Genomic DNA, 23,313 nt, shown 5'->3' on the forward strand with positions numbered 1-23,313 from the left:
TCGTCGGGTGGGAGATAATAGACAGATGGCGGCCTGGACATTTCTGACCAATCACGCCCACGTGTTGTTGTGCGTGGCGGAAAACCCGAACGTGCGGCTACGCGATGTCGCCGTTCAGGTCGGCATCACCGAGCGAGCGGCGCAACGCATCGTCACTGAGCTAGAGGAGGCGGGCTACCTGGACCGCGAACGCGAAGGGCGCCGCAACACGTACCGGCTCAACACGGCAATGCCACTTCGGCACCCCTTGGATCGCGATCACCGCATCGGGGAGCTTCTTTCCACCTTCGCCAACACTCAAGGACAGTAACGGATCCGCGCGTCCGAAGATCTGGCCGAGCAACGGGTGACCAGTTGCAGATTTCAGAGGAGATTTGGCTCTACTGATTCTTCCGTCGGTCATTTGCGGCCGTAGGAGGGGCTCACAGCCGATCTCCGAGTGAGCGTCATCACCTTCACAGCGCCTACAACGACCTTGATACTGAGGGCCTCGTGCGGAGTGAGCAAGGACGCGGTTTTGTGGTCCGAGAAATCGAACCGGGCCTCGCAGCGGCGGCATTGCGAGCTCGTGTTGACGACGCACGCCGCTAGGTGCACAGCGCAGCCAGCCATGCGCGATTGACCTCGACTGACATCCACGAACGTATTGATGAGATCTGGAGTGAAAATGACTGACTTGGCATCTTTAGCTCGCCCACCCAGCGTCTAAGGGCACGCACCGAGCCCTGATCACCCGGAACTGAAAAACCCCCTCCTTCTACTGTAAACAAAGGGGAAGCAGAGGGTTTATCTGTGGCGGTACCGCCCAGTCGCTCGAGGGCGCCCCCAAAATAGCGACGAAACGAACGACCTTCTTGCGGTTATTGACAACCCCATCTCAAGCCTCGACAGCGACATTCTATTTGCGGTATCCACGCTGGTGCGGCGGATCATCGCTGACATAGGGGCGGACACAGGCCGAGTGCGACAGCTCATCCTGATGACCCACAATGCGCACTTCCACAAAGAGGTCGCGTATCGGACGCGCAAGCAACCGCGGGTGCCGCGCACCTTCGGCCCCGTCCGGAAGCGCGGCCGTCATCCGAGCGTCATCGAGTTCTCCGCCGATAACCCAATCGAGACTGCATCTGCAGCGCTGTGTGTTGTCCGTCACGTTGGATGACGATGAGGCGTCATCCAGTTTGACGATGAGTTTTGGGGGTGTGGTCGGCACGGTGACGTGGTGATCGTCGATGGTGACGGTGGGAATTGTCGCGGTCGTCACGATGACGGCGATTTTCGGGCACGCGGGAGCGCTCCGGCGTGGATTCTCAGGTGCGCAGGGGCGGGGGCAGGAGCCGGCCGCGGGTGAACATGCCAATCAGCGTCCACACCGGCAACGGGCAGTCCCCACGCCGCTGACAGGCCAGCGCTGCGCCGGCCAGGAGGTTCAGTGCGTCCCCGAGCGTGGTCGGCCAGACCAGCTCACGGTTCAGGATGTCAGGATCGGCGCGGTACGCGTGCTGCACGCCCTGTTCATGCAACCAATCGGCGTGTGGTTCCCGTGCCCGCCGCAGCCAGCGGCGCACCGTGGAGACCGGGCGGCCCAGCTGGGCCGCGATCGTGCGGTGCCCCTCGCCGCGGGCTTTGGCTGCCAGGGCAGTGCCGATCACCTCGGCCGTGTCCGCCCGGCGCAGAACCAGTCCGGCGGGCAGCAGCACGTGCGTGGCCGCGCACGAGAAGCAGCGGGCCCGGCGAGGTCGCACCGTGACCGGTGCCACGCCGAGGCTGCGCACCCTGCGGATGCGGCCATATCCGTGCGGGCGTAACGTCCCGGCGCAGCCGGGACAACTCAGCTGCCCCGCGTCGAGCAGGGCCTCGGCCTGCACCGGCGAGGCGACCACGATCATCGCGTCCAGCTCCGTTCTGCTGCCACCAGGTCATGCCAGCAACTCTTGACTACCACACCCGACCCGGGAAGGGGCCACCTCGTGTTGAGGAGGCGGCGCTCGCAGTCACACTGCCGACCAGCCTCGCCAGGATCAACGCGACGACCCCGGCCCGTGCGTTCGTCCGCGACCATCGCTGCTCGTCACGATGACGCCGCCGATGTCGACAACCCCATCGTCAACCAACGCGACGCACAACCCCGGCCTCATCGTCACCCGTGGAGACGCGCAACACGCTGTGGGACGAAGTCAAACGAGCGGCGGACGACCCGTATGCGACGAGCGTCGGCTTGCAGAATGGGCTCCGACGCATCCTGGAGACCTACTTCACCATCCTGGGAGATATCGACACCGAGGAGATTATCGCGAAATTCACTGGCCAAGACCAGATCACTTGCCGCGCCCTATTCTCATGGGTGAACGCCGGGTCTCACTCGATTTTTGATGACCTGCACGTCTCACCGTCGCCCGTGACGGTCGAGGCAAACCTCATAGTCTTTGAGAATATCTTCAAGAACCACCGCCAGCACGGGCATTACCTGATGATGATGGGAATCATCGACGGTCAAGGTGAGCTACCGGAACGAGATGACGAGCTCGCGACCGCCAACTGAGCAAAGGATGCCCTCACCACTTCAAAGCTGCTCCGCGCGCTGACGGCTGAGTGCGTCTGTCACGTTGTCCAGGTCGTCTGGGATCATCGCTGCATATGTGTCGAGAGTCACCTCGGCCGACTTATGGCCGAGCATCCGCTGGACAACCTTGACGTTCGCGCCCGCGTAAATCCGCCCCTCCAGCAACAGCCCCAATATTTTCCGATAGTCCGCCATGACCCGCCCTTACCAATGAAACGACAACGCCCTATGCGTCGTCCTTTCACAGCAGAGCAGCGCACCGCACCGCCCGTGTCTAATCGACGGAATACCGCTTCCTGCAAGGGCTACTCGCCAAAGACCAGCGGGTTCAATGCCTTGATCATCGAGCGCACGGAGAAGGTGGTGCCTGACTAATCAATCCCGACGGACCGGAACGATCAGCTGGGCGGCCAGTACGAGTCGAGCCAACTGTCGCTGGCCTCGCAGGCGGCTGACGTCGTCCAGCTGTCGCCACGCTGCCGCGCTGCCTGGGAGCATCTGTGCGACCCGGACGAGGTGCTTACGATCGTTCTTCGACAGGCCGACAAGGTCAAGCTTGCCGACGGCTTCGATCGAGGCGAGCAGGAGAGCCGCGTCTTCGAGGTGGCGACCCGCGTCACGCTGGTCGACCTGGTTCGCAGCCCCCTTGACAATGATTGCGCCGAGCACGGCCGGTGAAGCAAGGGTCGCTGTCTGGGTGCCTGAACGAACAACGAAAGTGTCCCGGCGCCGGATCGCCTGCTTGCCGGCAACGACACCGAAAGCCGGACGCATCATCAGCCGCGGCTGGATCCTTGGCGGAAGTTCGTCAGGGACCATAAGGTCGATCTGCTCTTTGCCGCGGCTGAACCGGTAGGCGGGCGCACTCTTCGTCTGGGGAACCTCACCCTCGAAGCCAATAGTTCTGAGCTGGCCGGAGACGGCTTGGATGCTCGCTTTGGCGCTCGCGACGTCGACGACCATGTCCACGTCTTTGGTGATCCGCGACGGAGGGATGTTTGCCCGGTACGCGTGCAGCTGGACCATGAGCCCACCGACAAGGATCCAGTCATCCATGTCGGTCGCGGCGACCACCTCGAACAGTGTCGACCACGGCGGCAGGAAGCCTGCGTCGCCGATGTCTACTTCGTGCGTGTCGCCAGCCATCGCTGCCTCATCTCCTCGAGGGCCTGGATGCCTGCGGAACGCTCACGGGTGGCGGTACTCCGCGCCAAATCAGCCGCGACGACAGCAACGGGCGCGTAGTCACGGCCGATGAACAGGCCTGGGTCCTCGTACACAACGATGGCCCCGCGGCGATCAGGGATGAGCAGGTGCTCTCGGACGAACTCCTGCATCGAAGCTGTGCTGACGTAGCCCTCAATCGCCAGTTCCCGAGGCGAGAGGTCGGTGTCGAGCATGTCAAGGGCGGCTTCACCTGTGGGGACCATGTCGGTGGCCGTGTCGAGTAGGTCATCTGCGTCGTAGCGGGTCACCGTGGTGCGGCTGGCCACGCGGCGGGCGATCTCGTCGGCCGTGGTCAGTCGGATACGTTCACGCACGCGAGCACGCGTCCTGGTCGAGATCGTGACCAGGTTGGGCTCGCCGGAAAGCTCACCGAGAAGCGCCCACGAGGAGAGAGCCGACCAGTTTCGTACGGGGCCGACGCTGAGCGCGATCCGGCGTTCGAGGGAATCTTCGTCGATAAGCCACGTTCCCGACGAGAGCTGTCGGCCATCAAGCTTCCCCACGCGAAGCAGCCCGCGGATGTGCTGCGGGCTCACGTCGAGCCGCTGGCGCGCTTCCTCGGTGGTCAACTCGGTCATGCCACTTCACTTTCGTTCTCGAAGCTATTGTGGCACGCGTATGCGTATCGCGCACGCCGTCGCCAGCGCGGCGAGCCCACGAGGCGGGATGGGTGCTGGGCTACGCAGCGTTGGTGACAATGACGGTGAAGCCGTCGGCGCCGAGCACTCCGTGCACCGTGGTGTCCGTGGTCCGGCCGCGAATTGAGTCGTGTTCGGGCCACGCCTCGGCGAACCGGCGCATGTTCCTGAGGTTGGCCAGGGAGACCCCTTCGCGGTCGGGAACTCTGCACGCAGATCCGCGGAAAGCTGGACAAGAACCTTTTTGACGCCACCGATTGGGCAGAAGCGTTCGCCGCTCCAGCAAGCGGCACCCCACACAACGCGGCACGCGACGACATCTGGGAAGTGTTGATCACCATCCTTCTCGACCGTGTAGATAGCGATGGGGACGTCTCAGGGGCGTTATTGCGTCGGTACCTTGTGCAAGACAACGAGCTCACCAACACGCTCAATCGTGCCTGGCCGCTGCTCGACCCGGTGGGTATCGTCGCGGACCTCTGGTCGGTGCCGTCCTACCTGAAAGCGTGCGCACCATGGCTCAGCAGCGGAGATCTGCACGCCTTGCAGCGAGGCGACGCGCGGGCATGGACGGTCTCGGACCTGCCCATCATCGACGCGGCGCGTCAGCGTATTGGCGACCCCGAGGGGCCGCGACGCCACCGTCGGCGCGAAGCCGCTCTTGCTGCAGAGCGAGAGAACATGAACCGGGTGTTCGATGACCTCATTGCGTCCGACGACTCCGAACTCATGGTGATGTCGATTCTCCGCGGTCAGGATGCCCAAACCAGCCTCGTCGACGAATCCGCACTACCAACCGTCAACCCCGATACGCTTGGCGGCCCGTACGCACACATCATCGTCGACGAGGCGCAGGAGCTGACCGACGCCGAATGGCAGATGCTCATCCGACGCTGCCCCTCCCGCAGCTTCGTCGGTGACCGCGCCCAGGCCCGACACGGCTTGTCCGAAACAAGGTCCGAGCGGCTCGACCGGATCGGGCTCACACACATCGCACTCGCCTCACTGAGCATCAACTACCGCACTCCAGAGGAAATAATGATCGAAGCGGAGCCGATCATCCGCGCGATACTTCCAGACGCGAACGTCACGATATCAGTCCGCAAGAGCGGACTGCCCGTCGTGCACGCATCCCCATCGCAGCTCGGCCGGATCGTCGAGACGTGGCTCACCGAACATGACGACGGAACTGCCCGCATGATCAGCGCGAATGGCGTCGCTCCGGTCGAACAGACCACACGAGTGCGAATCCTGACCCCGGCACAGTCGAAGCGACTCGAATTCGACCTTGTCGTGCTCCTCGATCCCCGAGCGCACGGCGCAGGCGTCGAGGGCGCCGTCGACCGCTACGTCGCCATGACCAGGGCCACGCAACAGCTCATAGTCCTCACCAATCCCAGCAATTGACATCAATCACTTCGGTCGATCCCGCAGGTCTGAAAGGGGATCGGCTGACGAACTTTCGCCCGCAGCCGTGATCCCGTAGCGGACGTTCTTCGTGCCGGTCAAGGGGGGAGATATCGAAGCACGGCGACGGTAGCGTGATCCTCATGCTCCGCAGCGACTTAATTGACGCTCTGATTCAAGAGCGGATACGTATTTGTGAAGAAGCGTGCGACGAACTGATCCGCGTGAGCGAGTCCTGTGCAGAGGAATGTCTGGCGTCGACCGGTAATGGAGAAATCACAGCGTGTTTCTTAGCCGACTTGTACTGCGTTGAGATTGGACTTGTGACAACCAGAGTGCTGTCTTGGACGACCAGCGCTAATCACGCAGCAGCGATTTCAATCTTGGATGCTTGCGTGGAAGCCTGCATAGAGTCCGTGACCGCCTGCGAGCGAATGGCCCAGCTCTACCCCAACTGGGTGACCTGCACAAAGGCCTGCCACCGCGTGAGCAACGCCTGCACAGACCTACAAGTCGCCCTATCCGTGCGCTAGAAGAATTCTCATCGGACACCCGCTCACCGGCGCCGGGTTTTGTGGTGGGGCTGCTGTTTCAGTTCCGGTCTCTGCGCGCTGAGATGATGGCCGCATGGTGCGGCGAAAGCTTGGTGACGTTGCCGGAGATGATCGTGGGCATTGTTATCGATCGCTCAGCCGGGGTCTGGCGCCTTGATCTGGATGGGGAGATTCGTGCGGTGAACGAGTCCGAATGGTCGCCGTTCCAGCTCTGACGCACCTTTGCAGCGCACAAGGCACCGCGGGAAGCGGCCGACAGCCGCGGCACGAAATCGAAATCTTTGGGGGTGGACTCTAGTCCGGGTTGGCTTCGTGCTCGGACAACTGGGCTCGATCAGCGGCGGAAGATTCGCGGTCGCTCTTAGCGTGGCTGCGATCCACTGCAGCCGCGCGGCGTTCGCCAGGACCGGCATAGGACGAGTCGGTATATAGAAAGGCCTGCAGGTCGGCGGCTTCGGATCGTTTGTCGGACTCGACATCGCGTAGCTCGGCTTGATCATCTCGGCGTTCCGCGTGCGCCAGGATCTTCTCATTCTTTTCACTCGGGGCATGTGGATCGGTGGTGCGAGGACCTTCCTGCCCTCCCTCAGCCTCAGCCGCGGCCGCGGCCGCGGCCGCGTCAGGGTTGGTGGCGTTTTTGCTTCGGCGAGGAGAGTCCGTTGGGTTGGTCACACCTGCAACTTAACATGCACGGGTAGGAATCGACTGAAATTACCCACCTCGAGCAGGGGCATGGGTGCCTGTCCGTTTGGGGATGGGATACGAGGCACACAGGATTCGAGACTCCTAGCTCGATTTGGGGTTGAGCCGAGTGCAGGGGTCTTGTGCCATTGAGTCGCTCAGCCACTCTCAAAGCCAGGTTCGCTGCCTGAGGTTTGTGTATGGGGCGGGGACGATTGCGGAGGCCGGTGTGGCGGTCGAACAAAGTTCTTGAGCGTTCCAATCGGGATGGGCAGGTCATACCGGGTTCTAGCGGACCGTTGCGGCGGGTCAGCCGTGCTTCCGGTCATGTCTTTCGATCCATGGGTGGCGGGGTTTCCTCGAACAGGTCCGCTAACCAGTTTTCTCCCCGTGGTGCGGTCTCTTTCGGTTGGCCGACGGGCTGGGTGTCCACATCCTCGCGGGCGGAGCTTTTCGCTCGCAGCGGGGGCAGCGACGGTGGCCGGCCTGGACGACTGCGGGTGCCGGCACGGGCAATGACTTTGTCCAGCTCCCCGCGGTCCAGCCACACCCCCCGGCAGATCGGGCAGACGTCGATCTCGATGCCGGTGCGGCGATCGACCACCAGCACGGCTCCGTCCTGAGGGCAGTTCATACGTGCTCCCTTCTGTGGCTGAATAATTCGGCCAGCACTCGCACGCCGGCGAACAGGCCCACCCAGCGGTCCCGGTCGCGGGGAAGAATGATGTGCACACACAGGTCACCGTGGCGGGTGAGCCTGAGGAGGTCCTCGGGCCATGGCACCCCGTCTAGGACCAGGCGGCCGACCGGCGCTTCGTGGGCGGGGCCGCGGAGCTGGCAGTCGCGACGAGTATGCGTCATCGTGATCAGCTCGATTCAGGGCCGGGGGCCACCGAAGGATCCAGGTCACTCATCGGAGTGGTCCTGTCCGCTACCGGCAGGCACTCGTCCACGGCGGCCGAAGACCGGCTCGACCGCGGCAAGTTCCTCGTCGGTGGCGATCCGGAACGCCCCTGCAGCCTCGGTCTGCACGTCGCGTCGGCCTTGACCGCGGGTGGCGCGGAGGCTGGCCACGATGGACACCGTGATGATGGTCACGACCACGGCCAGGCTGATGGTGGTCGGGATGTAGAAGACATCCAGGAGCAGCATCTTGATACCCACCCAGATCAGGACGAACGCGAGTCCGATCTTGAGGTAAATGAACCGATGGATCAGGTCCGCGAGCAAGAAGTACATCGCCCGAAGCCCCAGGATGGCAAACGCGTTCGCGGTGAAGACCAGGAACGGTTCACTAGTGACGGCGAAGATAGCCGGGATCGAGTCAACGGCGAAGATGACGTCCGTGATCTCCACCAGCACCAGCACGGCCAGCAGCGGGGTCGCCACCACGATTCCTGCCTTGCGGACCAGAAACCTCTGCCCGTGGTACGCGTCGGTCATCGGCACGAACCGGCGAAACACCTTGAGGATGCGGGAATTCTCGGGGTGGACGTGGTCGTTGCGGGAGCGGAACATCCGCCACCCGGTGTAAATCAGGAACGCGGCGAAGACGTACAGGATCCAAGAGAAGTTCTCGATCAGCGCGGCGCCGGCCGCGATGAAAATCCCGCGGAAGATCAGGGCGCCCAGGACGCCCAGAAACAGCACTCGGTGCTGGTACTCGCGCGGGACCGCGAAAGCGGCGAAGATAATCGCCCAGACGAACACGTTGTCGACCGCGAGGGATTTCTCGATCAGGTAGCCAGCGAAGTACTGCTGCCCGAATTCCGCCCCCCACAGCGTCCACACCAGCACGCCGAACGCCGCACCGAGAGTCACCCACACGATCGACCACACCGCGGCTTCCCGCACACCGATCACGTGAGCTTTGCGGTGGGCGACCAGGTCGACGGCGAGCATCAGCAGGATCACACCCAGAACAGCGAACCACGCCCACAGGGGGACAGCCATGACAAAGACCTCCACGAAATACTCGTGAAGGTCTCATCTACCTTGCGGCCCTGCACACCGGAACCCGCGGCGGGAACGTATTGACGATGCGAAGCGAGGATTACTCCCCTTCTGTGATAAGTAAACACGATAGATGTGCGTCACGTCAACTGGGCAACAGCTGTGCAGCACCATGTGGCGCTCACGTGGTGGAAGGAACTTTCCAGGTGGTGCTCACACACGCCGGTCGTGGTGCCGAACGATGCCGCCCAGGCACCTGAACAACGATGCTCACCCGCACCACAGGTGGTGCCTATAGAAGCAAATATTCATCACAGCAGACGAACTGGGTCGACCGCCGGTCGCCATGACCACCGAGCCCATTCCGGTCCGACGTAACGATCGAATTCCTCCACGGTGAGTTGTAGCTCCACGCACACGACCACACGAGATCACGACATCAACGCCGTGTGGGGATAGGCCATCGGGCTCGCCGGCGAATAAGAGTTCGCCTCCCGATCATCAGCGGCGTCCATCGGTGGCATCACCACGTCGGGATTGAGCGTCAACGTCACCTCCTCAACTCGCTTGAACCGCCCATCAGAATCCAAAACCGCAAAGACGTACACCTCGAGAACCTCTCTACGGCCGTCGAAACTGAGCAGGTCGCCGATATGACGTTCACAATATTGATCCCCGACGGTCATTTCGTCCAGCACCACGATATTGATTTCCTGAGTATTGCTCCGGAGTTCCGTGATCCGGTCGATGAACTCGCGTCGGTCTATCCATATCCCGTTCATGCGCTGGCGGAAGTCTGGGGCAATGTGTCGGTCGGCCGCCTCTTCGACGGAGATGTCGTGATTCTCGAGCAGGTCTGCAGTGGCTTTTCGAAAGGTGGTCATCAAGCTGCTCCTGAAGTCGGTTTTCTTACACGTTTTGGATTAGCTGGGCGGGACGGCGAGGGCGAAGCCTTACCGGAAATCGCCGTCTGACGCCACAGTTTCGCGGCTTCGACCCAGCGGGTGAGAAGTAGCAGGATCGAACGCCAGCGCGCTCGAACAATTTGGTTGATTTGATGGTCACGGACGGCAAGAACGGTTCGGGATTGTGGTTAGACCGTCGCCCAGTACCAGCAACCACCGGAGGCAGTTGTCGAGCGATTTCGGCTCAATCCCCCCTCGTTGAACGACACAAAATGGAGTTCCAATTCCAGAGCGTAGGCTCTGGGGATAACCGGTACAAGTCGGCTACATGGGGGACAAACAGAGACGAATCTGATGCCTGATCGAACCACCTCGATCGTGGACCGAGTTCCAACGCGGTCGCACTACACCCGCATCAGCACCTCGAGCCAGGATGCTCAACTTCAGCTCGATGCGCTCGTATCCGACGGGGTGCAAGAGCGGCGACGCACCCTCCCTCGCCGTGACCGATGCGGGGACTGGGCTGCCGGCCGCGACAAGCCCGGAGGAAAAGAGAAGTTCCTCCGGAAATACGCGGCGTTCACCCTTCTCGTGATCGATGAATGGCTGCTCGACCAGCCGGACGACAACACCCGCAGCATGCTCCTCGAACTCCTGGAGCGCCGCTACGACACCACCTCGACCGTGTTCTGCACCCAGTACGCCAAGAAGGACTGGCATCAACGACTGGGCTCCGGCGTTCACGCCGACGCGATCATGGACCGCATCGTGCACCGCACGATCTGGATCGAGACCGGCGGCACCAACATGCGCGAACACACCGCGGACAACGCGGCGTGACCCACGCCGGTGAGTGCGAGCCAACCGCTGGCGCTCACCGGCAATACTCAGTGGCGCTGAAGCCCAATATTCAGTGGCGCTCAACCGCAATAACTGGTGGCGCTCAAGGCTTCAAATACTCAGGTGAATGCAGAGTCGCCAAGGGCAGCGGCGACCTCGTCGCGATTCGGGGCACTTCGGGCCGGAAGGGAAGCGGCCCGATGTGCCGCAGAATGGCGCACTCTTCGACCAGGGGAACGATAGAGGTGCGCGATAAACTCGACCAGTCGGGCCCGTCGATCATCGTCTTCGACCGGGATTGCAGAGGATCAACCTCGACTCGGAACTGACAAGAGGCCGGGAGGCATTGGTGCAAAAGAACCCGGTGCGGCACCACACGGTCCCAAGGTTCTACTTGGCGGGATTCGCCGAGGGCAAGCGGCTGCGGGCAATCGACATCGCTACCGCGAAGTCATTTGACACAAACACCTCCGATGCGACAATCGAGAACCACTTTTACTCGATACCCAATCATCCGACGAACCCCAGCATCTTCGAGGACGAACTCGCGCAGGTCGAGTCTGAGGCTGCAGTCATCCTCGCGGCGGCGAGACGTGGGGAATGGCCGCTGAACAGCGACGACCGCCTCGTCTTCGCAGAGTTCATGACGCTCCAGCACCTGAGAGGACAGGACCATCGGCTACAACTTCATCATGTGCTCGCAACCATCCTCCGACGCCTTGCTGAACAGGATCCGACTGAATTCGAGCGCATCGCAAAACTACCGGGGGCGCCAGCGGGTCTGAGCACCAGCACAAGTGAGCTGCCTCCACTCGCGTCGTCCGCGTCCCACATTCAGCAGATTGTCACGCTACTTCCGCAACTGATGCGCTTCTTTCTGGAACGCACTTGGACGCTCGTGAAGTTCGAATCGCCATCATTACTGACCTCTGATGCGCCCATAACGCCCGTTCCGCACCCTAACAGCGACCAGAGCGTCGGTCTCGGGCTTGAAAACGCGCGCGCGATGTTGTTTCCCCTAACGCGGCACGCCGGACTGATCATGCAGTCTGCGGGGACCCTCGAGTCTCTTGCTGGACTAACCGACGATATCGAGGCCGGTCGGTTTGACCAGGTGATGCCGGGCGACGAGGTCAGCAGGCGAATGTTCAACAACAACACCGTGATGCACGCGCATCAGCGCGTCTATCATCACCCCGATGATGGCCAGCTCGTCCCGGACGACGTCACAGCACTTTCCGCGCGTGGCGGGCGCATTGACTTCGAGAATCCGCCCGCCGGACTTCGTCCCGCAAGGTAGCCGCGGTCACTACATGTCTACCGGTGAGTCGACGAGCGTCCCGCGCCGCAAAGTACATAGCCCGCGCTCCGCGAACCGGCCTGGGTGTCTACGGGATTCGTTTCCCCGGGCGGGGCGACGGAGGGCCGTCCGAGGCACCGGATAAACTCGCCTAGCGGGACCCGCTAGGCAGCCCCACAATGCTCGGGCTGGAGGGCGAGGCCAACTCTGGTGACAGAGGAAACTGACGCTTCCGAACCTGCGAAAGTTCTGGGAGCTCACAGGTGCCTCGGACGTGCGCTTGGTCGGTTCCTGCTCATATCCGAGAAGATGCGCACTACGGCAAGGCATACTCGCCTCTCGGCGGTCAACCTACAGGCTCGAAACGGCGCTGAAGAACCTCTAGTCTGCCGCTCATGACCAATTCCGCGTCCGCCCCCGACAGCGCCAATGAACGAGTCGGCCCGCCGGCCCTGGATGACGCCTTGCGGCAACTCGGACAAGCGATAGACCACATAGCAGGCGACTCGGACTACATAGTCCGTTCGCTCACGGACATGCTGCTTGCGATGAGGCCCGCCTCAAGGAACGGGCTAAGCAAGCAGCAGGAGCGATTCCTGATCGAATCGGGAACCTTCACTGCCGAAGAGTTGGACTCGACCTCGAGTGAAGTCGACCGAGGATCTCTCCAGTTGGGCGCAGCCGAGGCTTGGTTGTCGAACCAGCTCACCAGTATGTCGCTTGAAGACGTCGCCGGTTTCTTGGGCTGGAACGAAGACGAAGTTCGCCCTGCCGTTACCGAAAGACGCCTCTACGCGATTGAGATCTCCGGCCGGCTCCGTTTCCCGGCCTGGCAGTTCAACTTCGGATATCCCAACAAACTCATTCCCGGACTCACCGAGGTAATCGAGGTCGTCAGCCCGCGGTGGGACTGGCAAAGCGTCGCCGGATTCATGGCGACACCCCAGTCAAGCCTCGTCGCCGAGGGGCAAAAGTCGCCCGTCGATTGGCTTCGTGATGGAGGCAACGTCCACGACGTGATCGAGATCGTCGAGGCTTCGGACTGGTCGTGAGCATCTCGTGCAATCATCTAACGGCTAGCCGCCAGATCCGGTCGAAAAGTGGAGGAGTACAGAATGACTGAAGCAAGCTGGCGCGATGATTGGCCCCCGTTCCGGGTGGCTCTCGTCGACGAGACCGCCCGGTGCCTGGCAGAGCAGCAGTCGACTGCCACTGCCGGGCAGCGTCCACGTTGGGCCGAGCTATCCAGCGTGCAACAGAACAATCTGGCGGAGAACATCGCTGGCATCTTTCTCGCCCAAGATCAGGCTCTGCACAACCTGGTTGAACGGGGTTTGCCATTTTGATCGTGAGTCGTTGGTGAGCGAGGTCTCGTTACCCAACGCCCCGCTCGCCATAACTGAGACGCACGTAGTCATCGCCGGAGACTGGCATGCCAACATCGACTGGATTGGCAAAGCCATCCCTTCCATCGCCCGCGATGCTCCAGCGGCAACCACGATCCTTCATGTCGGCGACTTCGGGATCTGGGCTGGCGCGCGTGGTCGTAAGTATCTCGACGCCGTCGACTTCTGGTGCACTAGTGGCCCAGTTCGTTAGTTCGTCGGGGGTCATGCTGCGATCTGCTCGTGGGCTGTGACGCGGTGGAGGAGGTCGTGGAGGGCGGCTCGGCCGAAGCGCCAGTCGAAGGGGACCACTGTTGCGTTGTAGCGGTCTTGGAATCGGAGGAGCCGGTCCTCAAGGGTGGCGAGGTCTGGGAAGTCTTGCGGTTTGACGACTTTGCGTTGAACGATGGAGAAGTAGATCTCGACTTGATTTAACCAGGATGCGTGCACGGGCAAGTGCACCAATTTCGCGGTCGGCCAGGAGGTGTTCATGCGCTCGATCGAGCGGACGCCGTTGTGTGAGGAGCCGTTATCAACGATCCAGAACACCCGGCGGGCCGAGGCGTAGGGTTCGGTCGTCATGACGTGCTCGACGAGGTATTCAAAGGGTTGAATCCCGGTCTTCGGGGCGCAGAGGCCCAGAACGCGGGCGTGGTGGACGTCGTAGCCGGCGAAGTAGGCCAGAGTCCCGCCTCGGCGGTACTCGAATTCTTGGCGGCGGGGCCGTCCCGGGCCGGGCGGAAGATCGGGGTGGCGGCGACTGAGGGCTTGGAGCTGGGACTTTTCATCGGCGCTGATGACGTAGTCATCCCGGCCCAATGGTTCGCCGTCCCAGACGCGTGAATACAAGTCGAGCACCCGGCCCGCTTTGGCTTGGAAGTCAGGATCGCGGGGGAAGATCCACGACCGGAACTGCCAAGGTTTGATCGCGTCAGCGTGTAACCAGCGGCGCACCGTCGCTGGGGAAACCGAGTCAACGATGCCCCGGGTGACGGCTTCCTGGGCAAGCTCGAAATGTGACCACCGAGACAGCGGCACGTTCTTCTCTGCCGGTAACGCGCAGGCGAGAGCTTTCACCTCCGCGACGGCGACAGCGGGAAAGATGCGTGGGCGGCCGCTGCGATGCCGGTCTTTGAGCCCGCCGATGCCGCCGTCGTGGAAACGATGACGCCATTTGCGGACGGTATCGACCGTGACGCCCAGATCCCGGGCGATGACAGCATTGGGAAGACCGTGGTGAGCGGCGAGGACTATTCGGGCTCGGAGCCCGTCGCGGACTTCGGTCCGCACCCGGCTGACCCGCCGGGACAGGGTGAGGTAATCGGCTGAACTGAGAATGACTGAGAAAGGACTGGTCATCGTCATAACTCTGTTCTCTACCCGGGCTGTGGAAAACCGGTGATGACACGCCGCGAAATCCGCCAGCATGGGAACCATGGCGACGATTCCCCAGTCCACGAAAGACTCCCTCGAGGTGAGACTCCTGGGCCTGATCCGAAAGGACTGGCCACAGGTGCGCACGATCACTGTGAAGTTCCGTGGCTCGTTCGCGTACATCACCGCCATCACGAAGGACGAACAAACGCTGCCACTATGTCGCCTGCGCTACATCGGCTACTCCAGCGAATGGGGCTTCGCCCCCTATCGCGCCAGCCACAACGACTACGCCGACGCCTACTTTCCCGACGGCACACCAACCGGGACACCAGAAGACGCCTTCAACACCGCCAGCAGCCTCTACCTCAACGCCGAGCCCGCCAACCAACCCCCGACGAACTAACGAACTGCACCACTAGGGCCGGGATCTCCCGCGTGCTCGTCACGCCAGGTAACCACGAAGACTGGAACTGGCTCGATGGCGAGTTCCAGCGACATCCTGGCCGGCCGGTGGCGCTGAGTTCCGTTGTCGAGGTACTCCCCCGCGGCTATCGATTCGAGGTTGGCAGCAGAAGCTTCGCGTCGTTCGGCGGCGCGGCTTCCGTGGACTTTGAATTGCGATCGGAGGGCATCGATTGGTTTTCTGGGGAGATGCCTACGGAGCAGGACGTTGTGCATGCCGTTGCTGATGGCCATGTGGATGTCCTGCTCACGCACGAGACTATCGACGGGGGAACTCCTGCGTCAGAAACCGTGCTGAGGAGCAATCCGATGCGTTGGAGCTTGGAAGCCTTGAACTACTCGAGTCGGTCTCGCGCACTCGTCACGCGGGTCTGGGAGGGGGTCTCCCCGGAGTTGCTTTTCCACGGACACATGCACGTCGCCGACGAGATCACTCTGCCCTCAGGGCAGCAAGTCATTTCCCTGGGGCGTGACGGCCAGGCAAGGAATCTTGCCCTCCTTGAGCTATCGAGCCTCGCTTGGCAATGGCTCGAGGGCCCACCGAAGGCGCCGCGGGTTCGACGGACGAGAGATTGGGAGACCCAGTTCATGACACGACCCGAGTGCGAGGAAAACGATGACTGAACCGACACCACCGTCCAGAACCAAAGCCGAGTGATCGATCGGGATGCTGCGGTCGCGGCTGGCGCCGCTCATTCGACTACCGATGCAAGACAACGGCCCAAATCGCTGACGGATTCTACTTCTTGCAGCCGTTATGGGTGCAGTACGGTATGCCGGCTGCGGCGCCCCTTACGACACTTTTGGGGTAAACCATCAAGGCAGGATTTTGCTCCCAGTCGTCTTCTGAAACATCGTATGTCGGCAAGTCTTCTTCATCGACAGCGAGCGCATGGAACGCAATAGACCCGATCTCCGATGCATCCGGCAGCTCAAGCGTCTTCGCGCTTCCGTCGGGATAGGCCACCCCAATAGTGATGCTGGTGACGGTCCCGCGTACATATCCGTTCATCAAAGACTCCTTCGGATCGACGACGTGTTGCTGTTGGGTCGCAATGTAGCGCGAAACTCGTCAAATTATGCCGTGTCTTCAGAACCGCCGATACAGCGGTTACCGATTAGAAGTGGGCACGGTGATAGTTGGAGCGTCAATCTGGCTTGCGTCGAAGCAACGACCGGCGATGCGTTCGACGGCAGAGGGCTGCCGGCGAACGGCTATCAGGGTTCGCAGGGCAAGCCCGACAGCCTCTCGATTCGAAGTGGTCCCGGTCAGCAGCTTGGCCTGCTCGAGCATGTCCTGGCCGATGTCGATTGATTTGATGACCAGGGCACCCACCTCGGTCTGGGCGAATATGAGTGTGGGTTGGATTTCACATCTACGGGTATTCTCTCAAACAGGTTCTCCCGATGGGCGCCGCACGTGGGCCCATCAGGGACCACGTGCGGCTGTGGGTGCGCCCGAAGGCGCTGTAGGGACTTGACCGTTGTGCCCTGCAATGACCTCATCCAGGCTGACGCACTCTCAGTCACCCGAGGCTTGGCCGTGCGTAAGTCCTAGACGTCGCGCAGCATGTCGTCTACTCGGCGTCGCGGGCGCCAAAAGTCTCGTCAAACCACTCGATGAATCGGAGCGTGGTTCCCCACTCCCTGGCAATGCGGTCGTGGATCGCGCGCTGGTCGTGTCCTGGCAGGAAGAGGCGATTGCCGGCGATGTTGCCGCCGCAGCCGCAAGCACACATCTTTGGTCCAGCGGAGGGGTCAGGCGCGTAAGTGACCGGGTTGCGGTGTCCGTCGACAGGGCTGCCGAACAGCGCGTCATAATCGGAGTTGCCTTTGGCAAGCACCGTCCCGTTGATCGCGAACTTGCTCGACTCGCCATCCAGACTCGCGATCTCTTTGATGGGATCGTCCCTATCAAGGGCCACGACGATGACCACCCTGCCGTTGTGAGAGAACGTTGCGAGCGCCTCTTTGTGCACACGGCGGCCGATGAACCAGATGCCGCGGTTCTGCTCGTAGTTCTTCTGGTCGTCGAGTGCAGGGTTCCAGCCGATCCAGTCGCGGGACATTGGGTCCTGGTCGACATCCTGTGGGCGGGCATCGCTGAGCTTTAGGTTGATGGGCACAAATTCTCCTAATCGGGATAAACTGCTGTCTTGAGTTAAAAGGATGACGCTACCGCGTCGTGGGCATACATACAAGTCCGGGCCTTGGGTTATCACGGCGAGACAGTGAACTATGGAGTCGCGGTCCAGCGGAAACTGCAGATGCCACGCTCCTTCGTCGGCTCGGGCCGTACGAGTTCATCCGGTAATGAGCTCGTTGCCGGCCACCTAGCCCGAGCTCCACCAGCAGGGCAGAGGAGCTTCCATGACAATCGAACGTATGTTCTAATTGACTCATGGGAGCGAACAGGAGATACCTCAGCGACCCACACCCGGTACCGCCGGTGCAGGCCGACACCCTCAAGCAAGTCGAACCTGACTATGGGGACGAGTTCACCGCTCGGCCGTTCAGCCTGACCGCAGATGAGCTCGGCCGGCTACCAGTGACCATGGCCCGTGAGCCCATTCCCGTCCTCGCCTGGGTGAGGCTTCCCGCATTGCCCACACACGTCCAGGCCCGCGCTCTGGCCTGGACCCAACGCGCCGTCTACGTCGAGTGGGAACACCGCGGGATGCATCGCGCCTGGGTGTGGGCTTCAGCCGTCGAACGCGGCGGGCTGGCACTCTGATTGCGCCACCTAACGCCTGCGCAAGCGGTACGTCCCCGGAAGGGGGCATCCGCGCCGATGAGAATGCTGGAAGGCTTGATCCAGTCATGATCTCGAAGGGTTCTCCGTGAGCGTCGCTAAACATCAGCTTGACAGTTTCTTCTCGCCAATCGGATTCCCGATAAACGTGGACGACCTGAAGGTCGACCGAAATGCCGCACGAGTCAATGCCCTGCGGATTTCCGTGCCAGCAATCGGCTACTCCCGCGATTGGGCCACAGAATCGCGTTTTTGGGTGTCCTATCCGACCAGTGAATCCGATGGGTTCTCGCTTCCGAACGTGACAACAGTCAAGGCCGCTGATCCGATTCAACAGCTAGGCGTGGCTGTCGTCGCAGAGATAATGGTTACTGCCCAGGACCAGTTCAAATTGGCGGCCCAAGCCTCTGCAGAGACGCCAGCGATGGCCTACGTGCAGGCCTGCGTCTCGTTCATCACCGCAACCGTCCCCCAACAGCTGATGGGACCTTACGCATCGCGCATCTCGGCGTACGGCGCCGGCGAGGTCCGTCAACACTTTGACCCATTCATGCGCTGGCTTGATGCATGGGCGAATGACGATCGAAGGGACAACCAGTTTCCGAGTGGAGACGGTCCGACGGGCTACCGGTCCGCCCCCGGCAGTATTACTGAATCGCCCACGACCCTCGCGCCCGACAAGGTACCGACGTACGAACAATTCAAGGCTTCCTTCGGCTCGACGACCTCTCGGGAAGCACTCGGTTACGCAATGAATCAAGCAGAGGCGAACTGGTTTCTGGCATCTGAGACGAATCTGCACGCCTACTACGTCAAGTGGCTGACAGACCCCAAGCCAGCCAAACCAACGGAACCTCGACCATCGCCCCGGACTAGTTCACCGGCCGCCCCGCACGCGACATGGGCCTCCCCTGTTTCGCAGCGCGATTTCTCGAGTACGCCCGGCAGGTTAGGAGGCTTCGTCCTCACTATCCTCAGCATCTTCTTCGTTACCGTGCCCCTCATCTGCCTCCCTCTTTCGATCACCGGCCTCGCCCAATCTGTGCGAGCCCGGAATAGGATTCCCCTCGGAGCGCCGGGGCGAGGACTCACCATTGCAGGGGTCACTATCGGAATCGTGGCCATCTCGCTCACATCGCTACTGATGTTGGCTGCCATCCCTGGAGCCCTCCTCAATAATTTCTGAGCAGCGCTTTCCGTCTGGCCTTCACTCCGGAGAGTGGACAGGGGTCAAACGACGGATTCGCCCGGCAGACAACAGACGGTCTGGCTATGGTGCCCCTACGGAACAGGACTCCCTGGGAGCTCCCCCGAATTGTGAGCGATGCCTCGTCCCGTTGTTGGCTGATGGGTCGTTGACCAACCCGTTCTGGCGATGCCCGTCATGCAACCTGGTACGCCTGGTCTGACCTCAACTGGCACGATCATGGGCCGGCCGATTCTGACGCCTCATTGTACGGATAAGGGCGATTATCGGGGGTAAAAAACCAGACCCTTGAAGTGAGATGTGGCTGAGCAGAAAAATGGGTCGTGGCGCGCCGACTGTTCCGTTCAAGCTCGTTGGTTAGGGCGCGAGGATCTGATTTTGATGTTGAAGAGCTATTCACGCCCGATCGGTTTCAGGGTCGTGCGTGCACGTCCCCACACCAGCGGGGTGGTCTTAGAGACCCACAACGTTTCTCGCCCGGATGGCGCCATTCTGGGTGCCGGCGCGACGGCACGCGGTGCCGTCGATGGCTCGGCGTCCGAGCAGCCCTCCGATTTCAAGCCTCCCTACGAACTCAACCTGGCAGCCACGTCCTGCCGGGCAATAGAGCATCGCTGGGCTTCGTCCTGCGAATCACCGAACTCTCGGGCGTTCCTTAAATACCGCACCCGTTCAGGGGCGGGAGGCTTTCGCCTGGGGCCGATAGAGTGCAGGAAGCTGTCGCACCGCGACGACTCGTACATTGTTGCTCCAAGTTCAGTGGGGATGACGTGAAGAAGATTCTGGGTGCACTACTCATCGGGATCGTGGTCATCGCGCTTTCGGCGTTCTTTATCGTCAGATCCCTCGAGGACCGGGTCACCGACGAGTTCGTGGCACAGATATCGAGACTGGCAATCCCCGGGGACTGGGAGCCGCTGGATGACATCGTCCGCCGCGAACAATTTCTGTGCATGAGCACGAACCCGTGTCCGAGCATCGCCCGGCGCTGGCAAGCAGACTCGGCGGTGACCGTCCAAGATGTAGAACAAATTGGCGCTCCGGCGGACGTCATTTTCTCCGTGGAGGGGACGTGTCAGCGGCCAGCCACGGCGACCGGGCCCACGACCTTGTGCATCGGGTACGCGACCAAGGACGGCTACCAGTACCAGCTGACGGTGAGCAGCGAGCTTGCTGGTCTGCAGGTGGCGTTAGACGTGCGCCCGTCCTGAACGCGGGGCACCTAGCCGAAAGGCTCGCCCACGCGCCGTGTACTGGCGCGAAGTGGGGGTACATGCGCGAGGCGCCCCACATGTAGCGTGAGACCGATTCGTCGCGGCAATGAGCCGCGTCGCCTTCCACTTGTCCGAAGCATCCTGCTACAGCCACTACACGGGGGTAATTTTGTGAGCCGAAAAGCAAATCTTTTCCTGTCCCTAGGCGCGATGGCGGCGCTCCTGGCGCCCCTCGTCAGCGTGCCGGCGGCCTACGCTGTCGATCCGTTGACAGTGCCATGCGCGGACGTCGAACTTGTCTTCGCTAGAGGGTCCGGCCAACCCCTGCTCGCACCCGAATACGTGCGTTTTCGTGACCAAGTGCTAGCCGAAGTCGGCACGCACGTGACCGTCAACCCCTACGAGCTGGGCACCGCCAGCATCGACGGGAACTCCTACCCGGCCGTGCCCGTCGGCGGCGGCAGCTGGGAGACGTTCTGGAACACTGTCCAAGCGGGAGTCTCCGCCGGCGGCGGGTGGACATTCGGGGCCAGCGTCGACACCGGGGTCGACGAGCTCACCAGCTACCTGACGTCTCGCGCCGCACCCTGTTTGGATGCCGCATTCGTCTTGGGCGGCTACTCGCAAGGCGCCCAAGTCATCGGCGAGGCCTACGTGGAGAAGCTCGCCCCCGACCTCCGCAACCGCGTTCTATATCAAGCGTTGTTCGGTGACCCGAGGCTGAATCTGCCGGAAGGTGTGAATCCCGGCGGGAGTCAGACTGCTTACGCTCCAGCTTGCCTTGGCAGCGATTCCGACTCCGAGTGGCGCTTCGACGTCCCCGACTGCTTCGTGAGCACCGGCTCCCTCGGCGCGCGTGCACCGTACCTGCCCGCGAGTTTCACCTCAACGACGGGCCTGTCCTGCGCCAAGCGCGACTTCGTCTGTGGCTCGTCCAAGATATTCTGGGACGGCGACGGGCACTTCACCTACGCCGACCCGGCCGGCAGCATCGACAAAGCCGCCGTGGAAATCCGTCAGCGTCTCGCCGTCCATTTCCCGGACAGCGGTCTCGACCCCACGGTCGTTCAGCCCGGATCCGGGACCACCGGTCTAGACGTGGCCTTCCTGATCGACTCGACCGGCTCCATGGGCTGGCAAATCGAGGACACGAAAGCCTTCGCCGCGCAGATGGCGGACACAATCAAAGCTGCACGTGGCCGGGTCGCACTCGTCGAGTACAAGGACGCTGGAGACGCCGTCACCGCCCGTATCCTCTCCGGATTCCAAGAGGACACCACCGACTTCAACACCCAGCTCGCCACCATTTACGCATCCGGCGGCGGCGACTACCCGGAGGCCGCGTTGCACGCGCTGATGACCGCGTTCGACGGTCTACAGTGGCGCGACGGAGCCACCAAAGCGGCCGTCATCCTCACCGATGCGCCTTACCATGACCCTGACCTGGTGGACGCGAGTACCTTGGCGACCATCGCCAAACGGGCACTGGAGATCGACCCAGTCAACGTGTACCCGATCGTGTCCTCCGGCTCCGCGCCCTTCTATACCGCCTTGGCCGAGGCGACAACAGGTCAGGTCATCGCCAACACCGGCGACACGGGCGCCGCGCTGATGTCCGCGCTGACCAAGCTGCAGACTCGGCCCGTGGTCCTGCTCCCCCACCCGGACTACTACGCGCCGCCCGGCGCGGAGATCACCTTCAACGCGTCAGCCTCCTACTCACCCGGGTCGACCTTGGTCGATTACGAGTGGGACTACAACGGCGACGGCACGTTCGATGAGACAACGGCGACCCCGATCGGCAAGCATGCCTACCCGGAGGTGGCAGAGGGCCTCATGCAGGTTCGGGTGACCGACGCCAACGGGACCGCCTCCAACGCGTCGGCCTTCGTCCACATCGGCACCAGCCCAGACGCCGGGCGGCCAGATGCACCAACAAATGTGACGGTGGCGCCCACAGTGACCAGCGCGGAGGGCATCAGCACGGTGCAGGTCTCCTGGCAGGGCTCGGATCCCTCAGTCTACAAATGGGGCCTGACCGTGGACGGCATCCCGGCTGGCATGGTCGAGGCAGGTACCACAGACGCTTCGATCACAGATGTTCACCGCGACAAGGACGTGGAGATTGGTATCGTCGGTTTCACCGAAGCCGGCTTGATCGGGTTTCCGGGCACCGCTCTCCTACCGGTAACAAGCCAATACGCCTTCACCGGGTTCCTGCAGCCCGTCGACCCCCTTCCGACAGTGAACACCGTCGCCGCGGGCCGCGCCATCCCCGTCAAGTTCGGTCTGGGTTCCGACTTCGGCCTCAGCATCATCGCGGCTGGCTCGCCGACCTCCGTCCGTGTGGGCTGCGACACCAAGGCGGATCTTGACGCAGTCGAGGCCACCTCAACGGCCGGGTCGAGCAGTCTGACCTACAGCTCGACGACCAGCTCCTACACTTACGTGTGGAAAACCGACAAAGCGTGGGCGGGGACGTGTCGGAGGTTCAAGTTGACGCTCGCTGACGGGACATCGCACGAAGCGATGTTCAAGTTCGGCAAATAGCTCCACGAGGAAGCCCCGGGCCTGTTCTGGTCCGGGGCTTCCTTATGTCCGTCTGCCAATCGTGGTGGCTTTGCCCCCAGCTCGCGTCAAGGAGCGCGATGAGTTCCGCGCCGGCGCGGCGTTTTGTGATCGCTACATGGCGTCATCGGTTAGCAGGGTGTCGTCAGCGGCGACTCGATCGGACAAAGAGCTCGGGGCTCGTTCTCGTCGGTAGAAGGTTGCGCTGGACATCCCCAGATCGCGCGCGACGTGGGCTGGGGCATCCACTTCTCAACGGGGCGAGGGTTGGAGAAGGACC

Annotated in this window: 31 protein-coding genes; 16 read left to right on the plus strand and 15 right to left on the minus strand. The window is 62.1% G+C overall.

Annotation, left to right across the window (positions count from 1 at the left end):
• Window positions 1-25: 25 nt before the first annotated feature.
• Together BJQ95_RS16295 and BJQ95_RS19590 are read left to right on the plus strand one after the other, a co-directional pair.
• Window positions 26-310: a MarR family transcriptional regulator gene (locus BJQ95_RS16295; protein WP_130178663.1), complete on the plus strand. Its 285-nt coding sequence runs from the start codon at window positions 26-28 to the stop codon at window positions 308-310.
• 585 nt (window positions 311-895) lie between these two features.
• Window positions 896-1,162, plus strand: coding sequence for a hypothetical protein (locus BJQ95_RS19590; RefSeq protein ID WP_370688396.1), 267 nt, complete (start codon window positions 896-898; stop codon window positions 1,160-1,162).
• A gap of 148 nt (window positions 1,163-1,310) precedes the next feature.
• Here BJQ95_RS19590 and BJQ95_RS16305 read toward each other — a convergent pair whose 3' ends face one another.
• The gene (locus BJQ95_RS16305) at window positions 1,311-1,889 is read right to left on the minus strand and encodes a DUF6431 domain-containing protein (RefSeq protein ID WP_256041422.1); all 579 of its coding nucleotides are present in this window, start codon (window positions 1,887-1,889) and stop codon (window positions 1,311-1,313) included.
• A 257-nt stretch (window positions 1,890-2,146) separates the two neighbouring features.
• Here BJQ95_RS16305 and BJQ95_RS16310 point away from each other — a divergent pair, with 257 nt between their 5' ends.
• Window positions 2,147-2,542, plus strand: coding sequence for an AAA family ATPase (locus BJQ95_RS16310; RefSeq protein WP_130176799.1), 396 nt, complete (start codon window positions 2,147-2,149; stop codon window positions 2,540-2,542).
• 21 nt (window positions 2,543-2,563) lie between these two features.
• Here BJQ95_RS16310 and BJQ95_RS16315 read toward each other — a convergent pair whose 3' ends face one another.
• The 4 genes from BJQ95_RS16315 to BJQ95_RS16330 form a co-directional block, all read right to left on the minus strand.
• Complete coding sequence (locus tag BJQ95_RS16315) at window positions 2,564-2,758, minus strand: hypothetical protein (protein WP_205750057.1); 195 nt, start codon at window positions 2,756-2,758, stop codon at window positions 2,564-2,566.
• A 180-nt stretch (window positions 2,759-2,938) separates the two neighbouring features.
• The gene (locus tag BJQ95_RS16320) at window positions 2,939-3,709 is read right to left on the minus strand and encodes a hypothetical protein (protein WP_130176800.1); all 771 of its coding nucleotides are present in this window, start codon (window positions 3,707-3,709) and stop codon (window positions 2,939-2,941) included.
• Complete coding sequence (locus BJQ95_RS16325) at window positions 3,685-4,368, minus strand: helix-turn-helix domain-containing protein (RefSeq protein WP_130176801.1); 684 nt, start codon at window positions 4,366-4,368, stop codon at window positions 3,685-3,687. The genes BJQ95_RS16320 and BJQ95_RS16325 overlap by 25 nt, the downstream gene beginning before the upstream one ends.
• A 100-nt stretch (window positions 4,369-4,468) precedes the next feature.
• Window positions 4,469-4,591, minus strand: coding sequence for a hypothetical protein (locus BJQ95_RS16330; RefSeq protein ID WP_256041423.1), 123 nt, complete (start codon window positions 4,589-4,591; stop codon window positions 4,469-4,471).
• 239 nt (window positions 4,592-4,830) lie between these two features.
• Here BJQ95_RS16330 and BJQ95_RS16335 point away from each other — a divergent pair, with 239 nt between their 5' ends.
• On the plus strand, window positions 4,831-5,835 hold the full coding sequence (locus tag BJQ95_RS16335; RefSeq protein WP_130176802.1) for a hypothetical protein: 1,005 nt from the start codon (window positions 4,831-4,833) through the stop codon (window positions 5,833-5,835).
• A gap of 577 nt (window positions 5,836-6,412) precedes the next feature.
• Entirely contained in the window at window positions 6,413-6,604 is a 192-nt protein-coding gene (locus tag BJQ95_RS16340; protein ID WP_256041424.1) for a hypothetical protein, read from the plus strand.
• Between the two features lie 79 nt (window positions 6,605-6,683).
• Here the strand turns inward: BJQ95_RS16340 and BJQ95_RS16345 are convergent, their stop codons facing one another.
• The 5 genes from BJQ95_RS16345 to BJQ95_RS16365 form a co-directional block, all read right to left on the minus strand.
• On the minus strand, window positions 6,684-7,061 hold the full coding sequence (locus BJQ95_RS16345; RefSeq protein ID WP_130176804.1) for a hypothetical protein: 378 nt from the start codon (window positions 7,059-7,061) through the stop codon (window positions 6,684-6,686).
• Window positions 7,062-7,395: 334 nt separating this feature from the next.
• On the minus strand, window positions 7,396-7,680 hold the full coding sequence (locus BJQ95_RS16350) for a zf-TFIIB domain-containing protein (RefSeq protein WP_370688344.1): 285 nt from the start codon (window positions 7,678-7,680) through the stop codon (window positions 7,396-7,398).
• Between the two features lie 20 nt (window positions 7,681-7,700).
• Complete coding sequence (locus tag BJQ95_RS16355) at window positions 7,701-7,931, minus strand: hypothetical protein (RefSeq protein ID WP_130176806.1); 231 nt, start codon at window positions 7,929-7,931, stop codon at window positions 7,701-7,703.
• Between the two features lie 45 nt (window positions 7,932-7,976).
• The gene (locus tag BJQ95_RS16360) at window positions 7,977-9,023 is read right to left on the minus strand and encodes a TerC family protein (RefSeq protein WP_256041426.1); all 1,047 of its coding nucleotides are present in this window, start codon (window positions 9,021-9,023) and stop codon (window positions 7,977-7,979) included.
• Window positions 9,024-9,454: 431 nt separating this feature from the next.
• Window positions 9,455-9,907, minus strand: a complete 453-nt coding sequence (locus tag BJQ95_RS16365; RefSeq protein WP_205750040.1) for a hypothetical protein — start codon at window positions 9,905-9,907, stop codon at window positions 9,455-9,457.
• Window positions 9,908-10,282: 375 nt separating this feature from the next.
• Between BJQ95_RS16365 and BJQ95_RS16370 the strand changes: the two genes are divergently transcribed.
• From BJQ95_RS16370 to BJQ95_RS16385, 4 genes are all read left to right on the plus strand, one after another.
• Window positions 10,283-10,768 carry an ATP-binding protein gene (locus tag BJQ95_RS16370; protein ID WP_205750041.1) on the plus strand — a complete coding sequence of 162 codons (486 nt, stop codon included), beginning with the start codon at window positions 10,283-10,285 and terminating at the stop codon, window positions 10,766-10,768.
• Between the two features lie 394 nt (window positions 10,769-11,162).
• Window positions 11,163-12,068, plus strand: coding sequence for a DUF4238 domain-containing protein (locus BJQ95_RS16375; protein ID WP_165384861.1), 906 nt, complete (start codon window positions 11,163-11,165; stop codon window positions 12,066-12,068).
• A gap of 395 nt (window positions 12,069-12,463) precedes the next feature.
• Complete coding sequence (locus BJQ95_RS16380; RefSeq protein WP_130176564.1) at window positions 12,464-13,120, plus strand: hypothetical protein; 657 nt, start codon at window positions 12,464-12,466, stop codon at window positions 13,118-13,120.
• A gap of 63 nt (window positions 13,121-13,183) precedes the next feature.
• Entirely contained in the window at window positions 13,184-13,414 is a 231-nt protein-coding gene (locus BJQ95_RS16385; RefSeq protein WP_130176565.1) for a hypothetical protein, read from the plus strand.
• Between the two features lie 28 nt (window positions 13,415-13,442).
• On the opposite strand, the gene BJQ95_RS16390 is transcribed toward BJQ95_RS16385, so the two are convergent.
• Together BJQ95_RS16390 and BJQ95_RS16395 are read right to left on the minus strand one after the other, a co-directional pair.
• Complete coding sequence (locus BJQ95_RS16390) at window positions 13,443-13,682, minus strand: hypothetical protein (protein WP_130176566.1); 240 nt, start codon at window positions 13,680-13,682, stop codon at window positions 13,443-13,445.
• Window positions 13,679-14,911, minus strand: coding sequence for an IS630 family transposase (locus tag BJQ95_RS16395; RefSeq protein WP_205750042.1), 1,233 nt, complete (start codon window positions 14,909-14,911; stop codon window positions 13,679-13,681). The genes BJQ95_RS16390 and BJQ95_RS16395 overlap by 4 nt, the downstream gene beginning before the upstream one ends.
• Here BJQ95_RS16395 and BJQ95_RS16400 point away from each other — a divergent pair.
• Both BJQ95_RS16400 and BJQ95_RS16405 read left to right on the plus strand, forming a co-directional pair.
• On the plus strand, window positions 14,889-15,233 hold the full coding sequence (locus BJQ95_RS16400; protein ID WP_130176567.1) for a hypothetical protein: 345 nt from the start codon (window positions 14,889-14,891) through the stop codon (window positions 15,231-15,233). The genes BJQ95_RS16395 and BJQ95_RS16400 overlap by 23 nt on opposite strands.
• A gap of 32 nt (window positions 15,234-15,265) precedes the next feature.
• A complete protein-coding gene (locus BJQ95_RS16405; RefSeq protein WP_130176568.1) occupies window positions 15,266-15,916 on the plus strand; it encodes a metallophosphoesterase in 651 nt (216 codons plus the stop codon).
• A gap of 115 nt (window positions 15,917-16,031) precedes the next feature.
• Here the strand turns inward: BJQ95_RS16405 and BJQ95_RS16410 are convergent, their stop codons facing one another.
• The 3 genes from BJQ95_RS16410 to BJQ95_RS16420 form a co-directional block, all read right to left on the minus strand.
• Window positions 16,032-16,304 carry a hypothetical protein gene (locus tag BJQ95_RS16410; protein ID WP_130176569.1) on the minus strand — a complete coding sequence of 91 codons (273 nt, stop codon included), beginning with the start codon at window positions 16,302-16,304 and terminating at the stop codon, window positions 16,032-16,034.
• A gap of 99 nt (window positions 16,305-16,403) precedes the next feature.
• Complete coding sequence (locus tag BJQ95_RS19595) at window positions 16,404-16,586, minus strand: hypothetical protein (protein ID WP_370688397.1); 183 nt, start codon at window positions 16,584-16,586, stop codon at window positions 16,404-16,406.
• A 283-nt stretch (window positions 16,587-16,869) separates the two neighbouring features.
• Window positions 16,870-17,418 carry a hypothetical protein gene (locus tag BJQ95_RS16420; RefSeq protein ID WP_130176571.1) on the minus strand — a complete coding sequence of 183 codons (549 nt, stop codon included), beginning with the start codon at window positions 17,416-17,418 and terminating at the stop codon, window positions 16,870-16,872.
• A gap of 275 nt (window positions 17,419-17,693) precedes the next feature.
• Between BJQ95_RS16420 and BJQ95_RS16425 the strand changes: the two genes are divergently transcribed.
• The 5 genes from BJQ95_RS16425 (at window position 17,694) to BJQ95_RS16445 (ending at window position 23,015) form a co-directional block, all read left to right on the plus strand.
• On the plus strand, window positions 17,694-18,026 hold the full coding sequence (locus BJQ95_RS16425; RefSeq protein ID WP_130176572.1) for a hypothetical protein: 333 nt from the start codon (window positions 17,694-17,696) through the stop codon (window positions 18,024-18,026).
• Between the two features lie 106 nt (window positions 18,027-18,132).
• Window positions 18,133-19,230, plus strand: a complete 1,098-nt coding sequence (locus BJQ95_RS16430) for a hypothetical protein (protein WP_130176573.1) — start codon at window positions 18,133-18,135, stop codon at window positions 19,228-19,230.
• A gap of 321 nt (window positions 19,231-19,551) precedes the next feature.
• The gene (locus BJQ95_RS16435) at window positions 19,552-20,025 is read left to right on the plus strand and encodes a hypothetical protein (RefSeq protein WP_130176574.1); all 474 of its coding nucleotides are present in this window, start codon (window positions 19,552-19,554) and stop codon (window positions 20,023-20,025) included.
• The gene (locus BJQ95_RS16440; RefSeq protein ID WP_130176575.1) at window positions 20,022-20,462 is read left to right on the plus strand and encodes a hypothetical protein; all 441 of its coding nucleotides are present in this window, start codon (window positions 20,022-20,024) and stop codon (window positions 20,460-20,462) included. Before BJQ95_RS16435 ends, BJQ95_RS16440 begins: the two co-directional genes overlap by 4 nt.
• 213 nt (window positions 20,463-20,675) lie before the next feature.
• Window positions 20,676-23,015 carry a PxKF domain-containing protein gene (locus BJQ95_RS16445; protein ID WP_240694624.1) on the plus strand — a complete coding sequence of 780 codons (2,340 nt, stop codon included), beginning with the start codon at window positions 20,676-20,678 and terminating at the stop codon, window positions 23,013-23,015.
• The last annotated feature ends 298 nt before the right edge of the window (window positions 23,016-23,313 follow it).

Origin of the sequence: Cryobacterium sp. SO1 (assembly GCF_004210215.2) — a bacterium.
GTDB lineage: Bacteria > Actinomycetota > Actinomycetes > Actinomycetales > Microbacteriaceae > Cryobacterium.

Bases quoted from the DNA above. Each gene is read 5' to 3' on its own strand.
- BJQ95_RS16295 (WP_130178663.1), top strand. From the start codon at position 26: ATGGCGGCCTGGACATTTCTGACCAATCACGCCCACGTGTTGTTGTGC.
- BJQ95_RS16305 (WP_256041422.1), bottom strand. From the start codon at position 1,889: ATGATCGTGGTCGCCTCGCCGGTGCAGGCCGAGGCCCTGCTCGACGCG.
- BJQ95_RS16315 (WP_205750057.1), bottom strand. From the start codon at position 2,758: ATGGCGGACTATCGGAAAATATTGGGGCTGTTGCTGGAGGGGCGGATT.
- BJQ95_RS16320 (WP_130176800.1), bottom strand. From the start codon at position 3,709: ATGGCTGGCGACACGCACGAAGTAGACATCGGCGACGCAGGCTTCCTG.
- BJQ95_RS16325 (WP_130176801.1), bottom strand. From the start codon at position 4,368: ATGACCGAGTTGACCACCGAGGAAGCGCGCCAGCGGCTCGACGTGAGC.
- BJQ95_RS16330 (WP_256041423.1), bottom strand. From the start codon at position 4,591: ATGCGCCGGTTCGCCGAGGCGTGGCCCGAACACGACTCAATTCGCGGC.
- BJQ95_RS16355 (WP_130176806.1), bottom strand. From the start codon at position 7,931: ATGACGCATACTCGTCGCGACTGCCAGCTCCGCGGCCCCGCCCACGAA.
- BJQ95_RS16360 (WP_256041426.1), bottom strand. From the start codon at position 9,023: ATGGCTGTCCCCCTGTGGGCGTGGTTCGCTGTTCTGGGTGTGATCCTG.
- BJQ95_RS16365 (WP_205750040.1), bottom strand. From the start codon at position 9,907: ATGACCACCTTTCGAAAAGCCACTGCAGACCTGCTCGAGAATCACGAC.
- BJQ95_RS16370 (WP_205750041.1), top strand. From the start codon at position 10,283: ATGCCTGATCGAACCACCTCGATCGTGGACCGAGTTCCAACGCGGTCG.
- BJQ95_RS16380 (WP_130176564.1), top strand. From the start codon at position 12,464: ATGACCAATTCCGCGTCCGCCCCCGACAGCGCCAATGAACGAGTCGGC.
- BJQ95_RS16385 (WP_130176565.1), top strand. From the start codon at position 13,184: ATGACTGAAGCAAGCTGGCGCGATGATTGGCCCCCGTTCCGGGTGGCT.
- BJQ95_RS16390 (WP_130176566.1), bottom strand. From the start codon at position 13,682: ATGACCCCCGACGAACTAACGAACTGGGCCACTAGTGCACCAGAAGTC.
- BJQ95_RS16400 (WP_130176567.1), top strand. From the start codon at position 14,889: ATGGCGACGATTCCCCAGTCCACGAAAGACTCCCTCGAGGTGAGACTC.
- BJQ95_RS16410 (WP_130176569.1), bottom strand. From the start codon at position 16,304: ATGAACGGATATGTACGCGGGACCGTCACCAGCATCACTATTGGGGTG.
- BJQ95_RS19595 (WP_370688397.1), bottom strand. From the start codon at position 16,586: ATGCTCGAGCAGGCCAAGCTGCTGACCGGGACCACTTCGAATCGAGAG.
- BJQ95_RS16425 (WP_130176572.1), top strand. From the start codon at position 17,694: ATGGGAGCGAACAGGAGATACCTCAGCGACCCACACCCGGTACCGCCG.
- BJQ95_RS16445 (WP_240694624.1), top strand. From the start codon at position 20,676: ATGGCGGCGCTCCTGGCGCCCCTCGTCAGCGTGCCGGCGGCCTACGCT.